The sequence below is a fragment of the Flavobacterium sp. SORGH_AS_0622 genome (assembly GCF_030818825.1).
Classification (GTDB): Bacteria; Bacteroidota; Bacteroidia; order Flavobacteriales; family Flavobacteriaceae; genus Flavobacterium.
The window spans coordinates 791,157-805,866 of the sequence record NZ_JAUTAX010000001.1 but is presented as its reverse complement, the minus strand read 5'-3'; the positions used below and the strand labels follow the sequence as shown (position 1 = coordinate 805,866).

General features: G+C 33.9%; 11 protein-coding genes. 3 read left to right on the top strand and 8 right to left on the bottom strand.

All coding sequences use genetic code 11. The features are described from left to right. The first annotated feature begins 53 nt into the window (after nt 1-53). A complete protein-coding gene (locus tag QE431_RS03530) occupies nt 54-437 on the top strand; it encodes a DUF983 domain-containing protein (RefSeq protein ID WP_057117153.1) in 384 nt (127 codons plus the stop codon). On the opposite strand, the gene QE431_RS03525 is transcribed toward QE431_RS03530, so the two are convergent. The 8 genes from QE431_RS03525 to topA all read right to left on the bottom strand — a co-directional run bounded on the left by QE431_RS03525 (nt 418) and on the right by topA (nt 11,412). After that, on the bottom strand, nt 418-1,491 hold the full coding sequence (locus QE431_RS03525) for an FAD-binding oxidoreductase (RefSeq protein ID WP_307292671.1): 1,074 nt from the start codon (nt 1,489-1,491) through the stop codon (nt 418-420). The two genes, QE431_RS03530 and QE431_RS03525, sit on opposite strands and share 20 nt — an antisense overlap. Nucleotides 1,492-1,562: 71 nt before the next feature. After that, the gene (gene gldN, locus QE431_RS03520) at nt 1,563-2,552 is read right to left on the bottom strand and encodes a gliding motility protein GldN (RefSeq protein ID WP_307300499.1); all 990 of its coding nucleotides are present in this window, start codon (nt 2,550-2,552) and stop codon (nt 1,563-1,565) included. Between the two features lie 187 nt (nt 2,553-2,739). Continuing rightward, nucleotides 2,740-3,729, bottom strand: a complete 990-nt coding sequence (gene gldN / locus QE431_RS03515) for a gliding motility protein GldN (RefSeq protein WP_057117156.1) — start codon at nt 3,727-3,729, stop codon at nt 2,740-2,742. A gap of 44 nt (nt 3,730-3,773) precedes the next feature. Further along, nucleotides 3,774-5,315 (bottom strand): gliding motility protein GldM, encoded by a 1,542-nt coding sequence (gene gldM / locus QE431_RS03510; RefSeq protein ID WP_057117157.1) that lies wholly within the window; start codon nt 5,313-5,315, stop codon nt 3,774-3,776. Between the two features lie 51 nt (nt 5,316-5,366). Continuing rightward, a complete protein-coding gene (gene gldL, locus QE431_RS03505; protein ID WP_057117158.1) occupies nt 5,367-6,014 on the bottom strand; it encodes a gliding motility protein GldL in 648 nt (215 codons plus the stop codon). Nucleotides 6,015-6,073: 59 nt separating this feature from the next. Next, entirely contained in the window at nt 6,074-7,474 is a 1,401-nt protein-coding gene (gldK, locus tag QE431_RS03500) for a gliding motility lipoprotein GldK (protein WP_134139488.1), read from the bottom strand. Between the two features lie 263 nt (nt 7,475-7,737). Next, entirely contained in the window at nt 7,738-8,889 is a 1,152-nt protein-coding gene (locus tag QE431_RS03495) for a formimidoylglutamase (RefSeq protein ID WP_307292665.1), read from the bottom strand. A 6-nt stretch (nt 8,890-8,895) separates the two neighbouring features. After that, nucleotides 8,896-11,412, bottom strand: coding sequence for a type I DNA topoisomerase (gene topA / locus QE431_RS03490; RefSeq protein ID WP_307292663.1), 2,517 nt, complete (start codon nt 11,410-11,412; stop codon nt 8,896-8,898). Between the two features lie 462 nt (nt 11,413-11,874). On the opposite strand from topA, the gene miaB reads away from it, so the two are divergent. Further along, nucleotides 11,875-13,320: a tRNA (N6-isopentenyl adenosine(37)-C2)-methylthiotransferase MiaB gene (gene miaB, locus QE431_RS03485; protein WP_307292661.1), complete on the top strand. Its 1,446-nt coding sequence runs from the start codon at nt 11,875-11,877 to the stop codon at nt 13,318-13,320. A 98-nt stretch (nt 13,321-13,418) separates the two neighbouring features. Beyond that, the gene (locus QE431_RS03480) at nt 13,419-14,678 is read left to right on the top strand and encodes a sigma-54-dependent Fis family transcriptional regulator (RefSeq protein WP_134139483.1); all 1,260 of its coding nucleotides are present in this window, start codon (nt 13,419-13,421) and stop codon (nt 14,676-14,678) included. The last annotated feature ends 32 nt before the right edge of the window (nt 14,679-14,710 follow it).

Sequence of the window (14,710 nt, the reverse complement as noted above, 5' to 3'; positions counted from 1 at the left end):
TTGTTACAAGAAATAAAGGCGTAAAAATGTACCTTTGATCAAAATTTTTGCAAATGTTAAAAAAAGGATCCAAACTAAATAGTATTTTAACAGGAAGTTGTCCAAAATGCCAAAAAGAAAGCATGTATGAAGACAAAAATCCGCTTCATTTGACTAAAGTTCTAAAAATGAACGAAAAATGCAGTCATTGTGGATTTAAATATCAAATTGAACCTTCGTTTTTTTATGGCGCAATGTATGTAAGCTACGGACTAAATGTCGCTGTTGGAATTGCCGCATTTATTGTTTCTTTTGTCTTTTTTGGAGCTACTATCGAACAATCGTTTGTATCAATTATTCTGACTTTAGTTGTTTTATTTCCTTTTGTGCTGCGCCTTTCTAGAAACTTATATATAAATATGTTTGTTTCTTATGATCCTAAGGCCGGTCAGAAATAATACTTTTTAAATATCTTTTATGAAATCGCTTAATATCTGCTTCTCGATCTAGAGTAATATTGTTTTCGATATGATCGTATAAAGCTTTGGCCATTGCCGGACCCAGCATTACGCCGCGGGTACCAAGTCCGTTGAGGATGTGTAGTGATTTATAAACTTCATGTGTTCCCAAAAGAGGTCTTCTATCCGAAACGGTAGGTCGTACTCCTCCAAAGTGCTTTACAATTTCAAAATCACACGTAATAATTTCTTTTATACGCTCTAGAAGTTCTTGTTTACCTTCTTCTGTGGGTGTATCTGTTTTATCCTGCCAATTGTACGTCGCACCTACTTTGAACAAATTTCCACCCAGCGGTAAAATGAAAACACTGGTATTTACAATTACATCAATATTTAATTTTGGTGCTTTTATAATAAATAATTCTCCTTTTGTACCATCCAGAGGCAGGTAATTGAAATACGGATTTTTATGCATTCCGAAACCTTCTGCAAAAATAATATGACGCGCTTTGATATTTTTATATTGAATCCCAGAATCTAAAATCTCTAGGAAACTGCTGTGAAAAGAATCCTCAAGTAATAAATTATTTTCAAGCAAATATTCTCTATAACTATCTAATAATAAAGCAGTCTTAACATAACCAGTATGCAAAACCTCTCCATAATCAAAAGGAGAATCGATACTATTATATTTCTTAGTAATTAATTTGGTAGATAGGAAAGGTGCCAAATTAATTTTATCGGAAGCTGCAAACCAGTTGTTCTGCTCTTCAATTGAAAAGAACTTTCTTAAAACCGGCATTTTAAAATTGAATTTCTCTTTTAATTTATCTTCTACCTGGTCATAGAATTCATTCATGAGAACTAATTGTTCTTGTGCCTTCCACACTTCACTAAAACGCTTTAGAATAACAGGATTGTACAAACCTCCTGCTACTCTAGATGAGTTTTGCGATTTGTTATCCAAAACCAAAATAGTTTTATTGTTTTTAAGTGCAGTTTCGGCAAAAGAAATTCCAGCCAATCCAGATCCGACGATTAAATAATCAAGCATTGCGAAGTGTATAAATAAAAAACTCTTACTACAAAGGTAGCAAGAGTTTTTCTATAATTTGATTTGAGTACTTAGTAATTCCACATATCTTGCTCGAAATTACGTATCTTTTCTTTTAATCTTTCTGATTCTAATAACTGACTCTGTGCATCGTCACGAATATAATCTTTGATCTCACGATCTCCGTACATATTCTCTTCTTTATAAATAACCGCATTAAATCTTCTCGAATTCAATATTTGATCAAATGAAATTGGAAGTGCTGAATTTTGATCATTAAAGGCTTTAGCCTCGTGTAAAACTTCCCTCGCATTCGGGAAAAATACCCAAAACAATTCAATGTAATCCTTCTCGTCACTATTCATGGTATAAACATCTGGGGTTACCGGACAAATGCCAAGTAAACGATATTTCAATTCACTCTGACGTTTATCAAAATACCAAAATCCTTTAATCTTATATTGACTAACATCTGCTGCAGTAAGATCTTGCTTCAATATATATTCAGCAGGAACAGTTCTAGTTGGTCCAACTGTTCGATCTTCATACGTTACTTTTTTGTTCTTTCCCGTACCAGTAACAATCTTTTTCTTAACCACACGTGTTTTGTAGTCATCTGGATATTGATTGATTAATTCTCTACCTGCATCTGTTGTATCTACACGAGATAATGCCCCTTCAATGTCTTTTAAAGATTTCTTTGTATTAAAATAACTGTCTGCATAAACTTCCGTTATTCTACCATTCTTTATAGCCTTCGTCAAAACATCGTAAAGTGAGCGTCTATCGGGGCCAATGTTAGCAGTATCCACAGGAAAATATAATGGAAAGTTGATTTTTTCATTTAAGTCAATGATTCCCCAAGTAGTTTTCCCCATCAAAATATCTCTATCATCTACATAACCATAAGCAAGGGGCTTATCGTTATCAGATACCATCTGTGCAGGTGTTTTAATTCCTATCTGATCTGCAGTTTTTGCATTAAGTAAATTAGACTGCGCATTAGAAGCTAAGCCTCCAGCGATGGAAACAATAGCTATTAAAAAATTTCTTATTTTCATCATAATATTTATTACAAGACATTAAACGAAAATTTATTATAAATATTGTTATTTTTCTTACATAAATAAATTATTATAATTTTGAAAGCTTTTAATTCAGCTTAAAAGCTTTTTTAATTTATTACATAAAAAAAACTCTTACTACAAATGTAATAAGAGTTTTTTAATTATTATGTTATGTATCAACTTAGTAGTTCCACATATCTTGTTCGAAATTGCGAATTTTCTCTTTCACTCTTTCAGATTCTAACAATTGATTTTGAGCATTGTCTTTCATGTAATCGCTAATAGCTCTGTCTCCATAAAGATTCTCTTCTTTGTAAACAACAGCATTAAAACGTCTTGAATTTAAAATCTGATCAAAAGAGATTGGAAGAGCTGAATTGTTATCATTGAAAGCTTTTGCTTCATGCAGAGCTTCTCTGGCATTTGGGAAGAATACCCAAAATAATTCAATATAATCCTTTTCATCACTATTCATTGTATAAACGTCTGGAGTTACTGGACAAATTCCAAGTAAACGATACTTCAATTCACTTTGACGTTTATCAAAATACCAGTATCCTTTAATTTTATACTGAGTAACATCTGCAGCCGTAAGATCTTGTTTCAAAATGTATTCAGCAGGAACCGTTCTTGTTGGTCCAACCGTTTCTTCAACATAAGAAACACTTTTATTTTTACCTTTACCTGTTACTACTTTTTTCTTCACAACACGTGATTTGTAGTCATCTGGATATTGGTTAATTAACTCTCTACCTGCATCTGTTGTATCAATACGAGATAATGATCCTTCGATATCTTTCATAGATTTTTTGGTATTAAAATAACTATCAGTATACACTTCTGTTACTTTTCCACCTTTAATAGCTTTAGTCAAAACGTCATAAAGAGAACGTCTATTAGCACCAATATTAGCTGTATCTACAGGAAAGTATAATGGAAAGTTGATTTTTTCATTTAAATCAATGATTTCCCAAGTAGTTTTTCCCATCAAAATATCTCTATCATCTACATAACCATAAGCCAAAGGCTTATCATTGTCAGATATAAGTTGAGCAGGAGTTTTAAGTCCAATCTGATCAGGCGTTTTTGCGTTAAGCAAATTAGATTGCGCATTAGAAGCAAAACCTCCAGCGATAGAAACAACGGCTATTAAAAAATTTCTTACTTTCATCGTGGTATCATTATAAGATATTGAACGTAGCTTACACTACTTTATTATTGTATTTCGTAAATTACTGGAGCAGTTCTTGGCAATAAATAACTACCTGCACCTACCAGTTTAGTTTTAATTTCAGAAATAGTAACTTGGTCTCCTTTACCTGCTCTTGAAAGTACTTGTTTACATTGTGCATTCATTTTGTTTCCTGAAACAACAACTGTAGGTTGTCCAGCAATTTTCATATTGAATCCAACAACATCTAAACCAACCTCAAAATCAAAATCAAGAAGTTTAGCTCCAATAGTAGCAATCTCAAGGTTAGATTTAGGTCCTTTTACAACACCCATTTCTCCTCTAATTGTTCCTGTTGGACCAGGAATACCTTTAATTCTGAATGTTTTCTTGTCTGTTACTTTATCACCGTTTGGTAATGTACCAGTTACAGAAATTGTAGCTTCAGTACCTTGACCTGGGCTCATGTTATATTTTCCTGGTTTTCCAGCTGAAGATAATCCTGGAGCACTAGCAACGATTTTGTTAGCGTCAACACCAGCGAATGATACAGAGATTGGGTTAACAACTCCTCTATATACAACATTCATTTTATCTGCAGAAATTGTAGCAGAGTTTGGTCTTGGAACTACAACATATTTTCCAGAGAATTTTAATGGAATATTTTTTCCATCTTCTAAGAAAGTAAATTGCCCATTGATATCTTGTTCTCCAACTCCACCAGCAGTTAAAGAGATAACAGCTTGTCCGTTTACGATTTGTCCTGGACCTTGGAATGAAGTAGGTTTAGTGTTTTCATCATAACGACCTAAAACAACTTTACCTGTAACTTTTTCACCTTGGAAATATGCATTTTTGTCTAAAACAACAATTGCTTGATAATTACTGTAAGAAGCAGCAGCAACTGCAGCTTTTCCTAATGCGCTGTTATAAACATCAGTTTCAACTTTTTTAACATCATTCTGCCAAGTTGAAAGTTTTGCAGCAGATGCGATTGCAGGAAAACCTTTGAAGTGATAAGCTAAATACTTTTCTTTAATTCCTTCTTTGTTCTTTACATCAGAAACATCAAATTTCTTTTCAACCTCAGCAATAATTGCCGCGTATTTTTTGTCTGTTCCTAAAGCACCTTTAATATCTGCTTTGTATTTTTCGATTTTAGAAATAATTTCGTTACCTTTTTTAGTGTAACCGTCTCCTGTAAACCAGTCGTCGATATTATCTCCTCTATCCATTGACTCATAAGGCATTTTTCCAGTTTCTTTATCAACTTCGAAACCTTTAACTGCCTGAGCTTTTAAAGTAGCTATATAATCATAAAAATCTTTTGTAATTGCTTCAACTTTATGAGCTGTAACTGCAGCAATAGCGAATTCTCCTTTTGCTTCAGCAGCTTTTTGATCTAAAGATGTTAATAAACCTGCATTTGTTTCTGTTGAACTTGTATTTGCACTTTCAAATTTTTCATTCATCAAACCAAAAGCAGAAATAACTTCTTTTGATACGTTCATTGCTAACATTGCGATGAAAACCAGATACATCAGGTTAATCATCTTCTGTCTAGGGGTTAATTTTCCTCCTGCCATTTTTTTCTAATTAGTTCTTTATTAATAAATTTAATATTAGTTAAAAACTAATTATCCTTTGTTACTCATTGCAGAAAGCATACCACCGTAAACACTGTTTAAAGAAGCAATGTTTGCAGTCATAGATTGCATTTGCTCTTTTAATTTAGAAGCGTTTTCAGCGATTTCTTTGTTAGCTTCAGCGTTTCTAGAAGCGCTTTCTAACTGTACTTTATATAGACTGTTTAATGATTCCATTTGAGCAGCAGCAACAGATAATTCTTCAGAATATTTCTTTTGACCTGCGATTGAATCTACAGTTGGAGCAATTCCTTTAGCAGCAGATTCGAAGTTTTTGATGCTGTTTCCTAAACTTGACATTAATTCACCGTCAATTTTAGCTTCTTTTAATAATGTGTCTAATTTTTGAGATAATAATCCTTGAGCTTCAGTTGGAGCTTCAACTTTAACCTCTTTTTTTCTAGCTTGTCCGTTAGCTAATTCAGGGTAAACAAGAGTCCAATCTAACTCGTCTTCAACAGGTTCGAAAGCAGAAAGTGCAAAGATTAACGCCTCAGTAACCAATCCTACTGAAAGCATAACTGTTCCTGTTAATGGTCCAATTTCAAAGTGAGTAATTTTGAATAAAGCTCCAACGATTACCACTGCCGCTCCCATACCATAAGCGAAATTCATTGCTTTTTTACTTAATAATGCCATAATACTTTTTTTTAGGTTTTAATTTAAATAGATTTGTTGGATATTGATAAAATTATAAATTACTTTCTTTTGTTAGAGCTTCCAGTTACTTGAGTTCCCATGTAATCTTGTACAGTTCTAAATCCGATATAACTTCTAGCTGAATCAGCATATTCGTGGTCACGAGTACTAACTTGTAAGAAGTAAGCAACATCTTTCCAAGAACCTCCACGAACCACTTTTCTTTGATTTTTACCATCAATTACGTTTGGATTCATTGTTGAAACATATTCGTAAGCATTTGGATTATAAGCAGAATCAGTCCATTCTGAAACGTTTCCTGCCATGTTATATAATCCGTAACCATTTACGTCGTATGATTTCGCTTCAACAGTATATAAAGCTTCATCAGCAGCATAATCTCCTCTGCTTGGCTTAAAGTTTGCTAAGAAACAACCTCTATCGCTTTTAGTGTAAGGACCTCCCCAAGGATAAGTAGCAGATTCTAGACCACCTCTTGCAGCATACTCCCATTCTGCTTCAGTTGGTAATCTGAAAGCATTAACTAAGTCACGCCCTTTTTTCTTAGATTTGATATAACTATTTTTATTTAAAGTTCTCCAAGCACAAAATGCTTTTGCTTGTTTCCAAGTCACACCTACTACAGGATATTCTCCATAAGCTTTGTGCCAGAAATAATCATTATGCATTGGCTCATTATATGAGTAAGCAAAATCTTTAATCCAAACTGCAGTATCAGGATAAACATTTACCTGTTCTGTTTTTACGAAATCACTTCTTTTTCCAACTTTAGCTTTTGCAGCAGCTTGAATATCCATCCAAGAATAACGGAATTTCAATTTATTTACATCAATTGTTCTTAAACCATTGTATGATTCTTCAATTGGTAAATACATAGAGTCCATTACTTCAGCATAATACTCATCTGGATACGCTTTTGTATCTTTAATTAGTTTAACTTTTCTGTTTAATTTTCTTCCAGCATATGGATCATCTTTTGTACCAACACTATAATAGTTATCGTACATATATTTATCATAAGCTGTCATTTTTTCTGGATCAGAATCGTTGAAAGCATAGTCAGAAATACTTCCGCCTTTTTTTCCTTTTCCGTCAGTAGCTTTCTGTCCTGTCTCATCAGCCAAGATTGCTAAACGAACTCTCATTGTAGAATCTTTTACCCACTCTACGAATTGACGGTACTCACTATTTGTAATCTCAGTTTCATCCATATAAAATGAACGAACAGTTACAGTTTTAGTTGGAGCATCTTCTACGTTAGCTAAATCAGCATCTGATTTACCCATAATAAAAGATCCACCCGGAACTAATGTCATTCCATAAGGCTTCTCGGGATGCCATTTCCCTCCTGTAACACCAACTAATTCACCTTTGTCACCTGACTTACCACAGCCGATTACTAGTGTTAACATTGCTGCAAATGCAATAAACTTCTTCATATAAATTTGGGATTATCTATTCATTATTAAAAGTCCGTAAACGTATTTATTATTTATCTAAAAAACAATACTACTTGCGAAATTTATTTTACCGTTCAAAAATAATGTTAAATAAAATAAAAAAAAAATATTTTATCGATAAACTGTGTCAAAAAATCGATGTAAAACGTTAATTTTTATGGTTTATAACAATATTCTTACTAATTTATTTTAACTTTTTTTAATTAATTTTAAAAATTTAAGATTCCGCTTAAATTTTCTCGCTACAAAGCGTTTTTTCGCTGTGCTTTCCACCATCTTTCTGGCAATTCTTGATTGCAAGCTGACAAATATTCGTCATAAGAACAGGGTAATAACGTATTTCTTTTTAATTTATTGTTGCCATTTGATTCAAAAGGAATTTCTATCCACCAACGGTCAGTTTTATCACTTTTATAGAAAATCAATTCTTCATCTTCAAGAGGCACGATATATTTTAAATAGTTAGCTCGGCTTCCAAATGGATATTCTTTTGAGCGATAATGATAACCTTCAATAAAATACCATACAATTTGAGAAATTATTACCGATTCTGCCATTGTACTATTGTGATTAAAGATTCCAAAAGAGGATACTTTATCACTAATTCCAGCGTATCTTGCCAATGAACAGATTTCTTTACCGTTGAATCCGTTAGGCTCAAAAGTAACAGTATTCCCTGAAGCAGAAGACTTTACAGAGTTCAAATCAATACTAACTAAATCTGCATCTCTAAAAACCGGTTCTGCTAAGGTTATTTTATTTGAAATTTCTCCCAGACGATATGCATCAAAAAACAACTTTTCAATCAAATCAATCTCTTCTTGAGAATTATAATACGTCTGATATCCTATATTACAATAATTAAAAAGATTATTTGGTTCATCAATAATAATTTTTGTCAGATACGAATTAGCTGATACTGATTCGTTTTCCTTTCCAAAATCAAACCTATTATCAACAGCAACTAAGTTAACCATCTGCTCTAAATCGTCATAAGCACGGTACAAAGCATAAGTCAAATCTTGAGAACCTCCCAGGACTATAGGAATGACTTTATTCTTAATTAATGCCGCTGTAACTTTCTTCACTGCAAAATAAGTATCCTCTACTGAATCTCCGGCAAGTATATCTCCTAAATCGGCAATCGATGCATCCCAGTTGCCTGGAAACATTCCATATAACTTTTTACGTACCGCCGAAAGATTAACTTCATTAACCATATTAATGTTGGTACGATCTTCTAAAACACCAACTATGGCTATATTAATTTTTTCAATATCAGGAAACTGATCTTGGGTGTGAAAGACAACTTTACTCCCAAGCTCTTGTGAAGACAGTGCGCTGACGAATTTTACAATCGCATCATTAACTGGTTCTAGAAAATCAAATTCCATCTATACTTATTTCTTTTTAGCAGCTGTTTTTTTAGCTGGTGCTTTTTTAGCAGTTGTTGTTTTTTTAGCTGCCGTTTTCTTTGCAGGTGTTTTAGCAGCAATCATTTCTTGAACTTGAGCTAATGTCAATTGCGATGCATCAACATCTTTACTCAACTCAATTTTGATTTTTCCTTTTAGAATTACAGAACGTCCCCAACGGGCTTTTTCTACTACAATTCCTTCATCTTCCCAATTATGAATAACTTTATCGATGTTTTTCTGAAGTTTTTCTTCAATAAGTTCTTCAACATCTGATTGTGATAAATTATCAAAATTGTATTTCTTATTCACATTAATAAAAAGACCGTTCCATTTGATGAATGGACCAAAACGCCCCACTCCTTTTTGAACTGCTTCTCCTTTATAAACTGCAATCGGCGCATCTGCAAGTGCTTTTTCGTCGATTAACTCTTTTGCTCTTTCTTTAGAAACACTTAACGGATCTTCTCCTCTTGGCAACGAAATAAAAACGCTTCCGTGACGAACGTAAGGTCCATAACGACCGTTGCTTACTTCTACTTCTTCTCCTTTATATTCACCTAAACTCTTTGGAAGCAAAAATAAATTTAGAGCTTCTTCGAGTGTAATGTTTCCAATATTTTGATCTGCCATTAAGCTGGCAAACTTTTTATCCTCATCATCCGCTTCTCCAATTTGAGCCATTGGTCCAAATTTTCCTAAACGAACAGATACTTGTCTTCCATCTGCATCTTTTCCTAAAATTCTCTCGCCGCTTTCACGTTCAGCATTTGCTTCAACTTCTTTCACATTTGGATGAAATTGGTTGTAGAACTCCTGCATCATTTTAGCCCAGTCAATATTTCCTTCAGCAATTTCGTCAAAATCCTGTTCTACTTTTGCCGTGAAATTATAATCTAGAATGTTTCCGAAATTTTTCACTAAGAAATCAGTAACAATAGTTCCGATATCAGTTGGAACTAATTTTCCTTTATCTGAACCTGTGTTTTCTTTCAGCAGTTTTTCACCTACCTTACTATTTTGTAATGTAAGTTGTGTATAATTACGCTCCTGACCTTCAAGTGTTCCTTTTTCAACATAATTTCTATTGATAATTGTTGAAATTGTAGGCGCATAAGTAGAAGGACGGCCAATTCCAAGTTCCTCTAGTTTTTTTACCAAAGAAGCCTCAGTGTAACGTGCAGGCGGTCTTGAATATCGTTCTGTAGCTGTAATATAGTTATTTACTAACTTTTCATTTACTTTTAATGCAGGAAGCATTCCTTCTTGTTCTTCTTCGTCATCATCATGACCTTCAAGATATACTTTTAAGAAACCTTCAAAAAGTAAAACTTCTCCAGAAGCTGTAAAAATTTCGCTGTGATTATCAGCTTCAATTTTCACATTTGTTCTTTCCAACTGTGCATCGCTCATCTGAGAAGCCAAAGTTCTTTTCCAGATCAAATCGTATAAACGAGCCTGATCACGATCGATATTTACTGTATGACGAGACATATCAGTCGGACGAATTGCTTCGTGGGCTTCTTGAGCTCCTTTGTTTTTATTAGCAAAAACACGAGGTTTTGAATATTCTTTTCCGTACGATTTTATGATTTCAGCTTCTGCGGCATCCATTGCTTCTTTAGAAAGATTTACCGAGTCCGTTCTCATATAAGTAATAAGTCCAGCTTCGTACAAACGCTGCGCTAACTGCATCGTGATTCCAACTGGCAAATACAATTTTCTTGCTGCCTCTTGTTGAAGCGTAGAAGTTGTAAAAGGAGATGTTGGAGATTTTTTGGTAGGTTTAGTTTCTAAATCGGCTACCTTATATTTAGAACCGATGTTTTGATTTAAGAAATCTTCGGCTTCTTTTTTTGTATTGAAGTTTTTTGGCAGTTTTGCCTTGAAAACTTTTCCTGCTTCATTTACAAACTCTGCAACTATAGAATAAGAAGCAACTGCAGTAAAGTTTTGAATTTCGCGTTCTCTTTCTACAATCAAACGAACAGAAACAGATTGTACACGACCAGCAGAAAGTCCGCCTTTAATTTTTCTCCACAAAACCGGAGATAATTCATAACCTACTAAACGGTCTAATACTCTTCTCGCCTGCTGCGCATTTACTAAGTTATAATCAATTTCTCTTGGATTATCGATTGCTTTTAGAATCGCAGATTTTGTAATCTCATGAAATACAATTCTTTTGGTTTTTTTAGTATCTAATTTCAGTTCTTCCGCCAAGTGCCAAGAAATAGCCTCTCCCTCGCGGTCCTCATCGCTTGCTAACCAAACCATTTCGGCATTTTTAGATAGTGTCTTAAGTTTACTTACCAAAGCTTTTTTATCCGGAGAAACTTCATATTTAGGTCTAAAACCATTCTCTACATCTACTCCTATTTCTTTGGATGGTAAGTCTGCTATGTGACCATAACTTGACTCCACCTGAAAATCGCTCCCAAGAAATTTCTCGATCGTTTTCGCCTTTGCAGGTGACTCCACTATTACTAAATTCTTTGCCATTGCTCTATTTTTCTGCAACAAAAGTATCTATTTTTTTTAAATATTAACCTTGCTAATGAATTTTTGAAGTATTTTGATATTATGAAACTTAAAATTGCAGATTTATCTGTAATAAACTCGATAATATATATAGGTATAACTTTTAATTGATTATGACCTATTAAATGTGCTTTTAAATTTTAGTCCCGAAGCCTCGGGATAGATTTTAGATTTTAGATTTTAGATTTTAGATTTTAGATTTTAGATTTTAGATTTTAGTTCCGAAGCCTCGGGATAGATTTTAGATTTTAGATTTTAGATTTTAGATTTTAGATTTTACTTAAAAAAAAGCTAAAGCTTTTTTCTGGGATTCTTTCAATCTGCAATCTATCCCGAGGCTTCGGAACTAAAATCTAAAATTTCTCCTCTGCCATCTTGTCATATGATCGTATTTACGCTATCTTTGCACTTTGAAATTTTACAATGGAAAAGATTATTGAAGAAAGCAAGCAGGGCGAAAGTCTTGTTTTAGAAAATAAACCTGAGAATACTAAAAAACTTTTTATAGAAAGTTACGGCTGTGCGATGAATTTTTCGGACAGTGAAGTCGTAGCTTCCATTTTGTATGACGGAGGATATAACACAACTTCTGTTTTAGAAGAAGCTGATTTGGTTTTGGTTAACACCTGTTCTATTCGAGATAAGGCTGAGCAGACTATTCGTAAGCGTTTAGAGAAATATAATGCTGTAAAACGTACGAATCCGAAAATGAAAGTAGGCGTTTTGGGCTGTATGGCTGAGCGCTTAAAAAGTCAGTTTCTGGAAGAAGAAAAAATAGTTGATCTTGTTGTTGGCCCTGATGCTTATAAAGATCTTCCAAATTTATTGGCTGAAGTTGAAGAAGGACGTGACGCTATTAATGTAATTTTATCAAAAGAAGAAACTTACGGAGATATTTCGCCTGTTCGTTTAATGAGTAACGGAATCACAGCTTTGGTTTCGATCACCCGCGGATGCGATAATATGTGTACCTTCTGTGTTGTACCTTTTACGCGCGGTCGTGAACGCAGCCGTGAGCCGCAAAGTATTATGTCTGAAATTCAGGATTTATGGAATAAAGGTTTTAAAGAAATTACGCTTTTAGGTCAAAATGTGGACAGTTATTTGTGGTACGGCGGCGGTTTGAAAAAAGATTTTGTAAATGCTTCTGAAATGCAAAAAGCTACTGCAGTCGATTTTGACCAATTATTAGAAATGGTTGCTGTTGGTTTTCCTAAAATGCGTATTAGATTTTCGACTTCTAATCCGCAGGATATGCACGAAAGTATTTTGCACGTTATTGCGAAATATCCAAATATCTGTAAACACATTCACTTGCCAGTTCAATCTGGAAGTAACAGAATTCTGAAAGAAATGAATCGTCTGCACACGCGTGAAGAATATATGGCTTTGATTGACAAAATTAGAGCGATTGTTCCAGATGCCTCAATTTCGCAGGATATGATTGCCGGTTTCCCAACGGAAACAGAAGAGGATCACCAAGACACAATGAGTTTAATGGAATATGTAAAATATAATTTTGGTTATATGTATTCATATTCTGAACGCCCAGGAACTTTGGCCGGAAGAAAAATGAAAGATGATGTGGAAGAAGAAACAAAAGCCAGAAGGTTACAGGAAATTGTTGATTTACAGCAAAAACACGCTTGGCTTAGAAGTGAAGAATTTGTGGGTAAAACGGTTGAAGTTTTAGTAGAAAAAGTTTCTAAAAAATCTAAAGATGAATTCTCTGGAAGAAATTCTCAAAGTATAACGGTAGTTTTCCCAAAAGAAAATTACAAAATTGGAGATTTCGTAAACGTAAAAATCACAAGTTGTACTTCTGGAACTTTAAAAGGCGAAGCTGTCGGATTAAGTGAGATGAATTAAAAAAATTAGTTTCAGGTTTCAAGTTTCAGGTTCTTTGCGTAACTTGAAACTTGAAACAAAATACAAGCCAGCTCAATAAAACTTGAAACAAAAAATACATGGAAACAGTTCAAGCAATAAAACAACGATTTGAGATTATTGGTAATGATCCAAAATTAAATCGCGCCATCGAAAAAGCCATTCAGGTTGCTCCTACTGATATTTCGGTAATGGTGACTGGGGAAAGTGGTGTTGGTAAAGAAAATATTCCAAGAATTATTCATTCGCTTTCACATAGAAAGCATGGAAAATATATTGCGGTAAACTGTGGAGCTATTCCAGAAGGAACAATTGACAGTGAACTTTTCGGACACGAAAAAGGAGCTTTTACAGGCGCTACAAGTACGCGTGAAGGTTATTTTGAAGTAGCCGACGGCGGAACTATATTTCTAGATGAAGTTGGCGAATTACCACTGACAACACAGGTAAGACTGCTGCGTGTTTTAGAAAATGGTGAATTCATAAAAGTGGGTTCATCTCAGGTTCAAAAAACAAATGTTCGTATTGTTGCAGCAACAAATGTGAATTTATTCAATGCTATTGAAAAGGGTAAATTCCGTGAAGATTTATACTATCGTTTGAGTACTGTCGAAATTACTTTACCGCCTTTGCGAGAAAGAAACGACGATATTCATTTGTTATTCAGAAAATTTGTGGCCGATTTTGCTCACAAGTACAAAATGCCGCCTTTAAAATTAGACGATGATGCTGTTCAATTATTACAAAAATTCAGATGGAGCGGTAACATTCGTCAGCTTCGAAATGTCGCTGAACAGATTTCTGTTTTAGAAACTAATCGTGACATTACACTGGCAACTTTAAAATCGTATCTGCCCGCAGAAGGAAGCAATTTACCTTCTGTTATTAATGACAGTAAAAAAGAAAGCGACTTTAGTACCGAGCGAGACATTTTATACAAAGTCCTTTTTGATATGAAAAGCGATTTAAACGACTTGAAAAAACTGACTTTAGAATTAATGAAAAATGGTACTTCTAAAGTACAAGACATTAATCCGAATTTAATTCAGAAAATATACGGGAACCAGCAAAACGACAGCGAAATTGATTTTGAAGAAGAACCAAGAACAGCTGTTATGACTACTCCTGCAGTTAGAGAAGAAAATTATCAGATTCCAGATGATAACTATTTGTTTGCCGAGACGATTGAAGAAGAAGAGATTTTGCGTTTGGAACAAAAGGAAATCGAAATGATCAAAAAATCATTAGAAAAAAACAAAGGGAAACGTAAAGCAGCGGCAGATGAATTAGGAATTTCTGAAAGGACATTGTACCGCAAAATCAAACAATTTGATCTTTAATTTCTGCAAAGAAGTTAAGACTTGAAATTGTT

What these genes read in the sequence shown, in the direction of transcription:
- QE431_RS03530 (WP_057117153.1), top strand. Translation starts at nt 54, where the DNA reads ATGTTAAAAAAAGGATCCAAACTAAATAGTATTTTAACAGGAAGTTGT.
- QE431_RS03525 (WP_307292671.1), bottom strand. Translation starts at nt 1,491, where the DNA reads ATGCTTGATTATTTAATCGTCGGATCTGGATTGGCTGGAATTTCTTTT.
- gldN (WP_307300499.1), bottom strand. Translation starts at nt 2,552, where the DNA reads ATGAAAATAAGAAATTTTTTAATAGCTATTGTTTCCATCGCTGGAGGC.
- gldN (WP_057117156.1), bottom strand. Translation starts at nt 3,729, where the DNA reads ATGAAAGTAAGAAATTTTTTAATAGCCGTTGTTTCTATCGCTGGAGGT.
- gldM (WP_057117157.1), bottom strand. Translation starts at nt 5,315, where the DNA reads ATGGCAGGAGGAAAATTAACCCCTAGACAGAAGATGATTAACCTGATG.
- gldL (WP_057117158.1), bottom strand. Translation starts at nt 6,014, where the DNA reads ATGGCATTATTAAGTAAAAAAGCAATGAATTTCGCTTATGGTATGGGA.
- gldK (WP_134139488.1), bottom strand. Translation starts at nt 7,474, where the DNA reads ATGAAGAAGTTTATTGCATTTGCAGCAATGTTAACACTAGTAATCGGC.
- QE431_RS03495 (WP_307292665.1), bottom strand. Translation starts at nt 8,889, where the DNA reads ATGGAATTTGATTTTCTAGAACCAGTTAATGATGCGATTGTAAAATTC.
- topA (WP_307292663.1), bottom strand. Translation starts at nt 11,412, where the DNA reads ATGGCAAAGAATTTAGTAATAGTGGAGTCACCTGCAAAGGCGAAAACG.
- miaB (WP_307292661.1), top strand. Translation starts at nt 11,875, where the DNA reads ATGGAAAAGATTATTGAAGAAAGCAAGCAGGGCGAAAGTCTTGTTTTA.
- QE431_RS03480 (WP_134139483.1), top strand. Translation starts at nt 13,419, where the DNA reads ATGGAAACAGTTCAAGCAATAAAACAACGATTTGAGATTATTGGTAAT.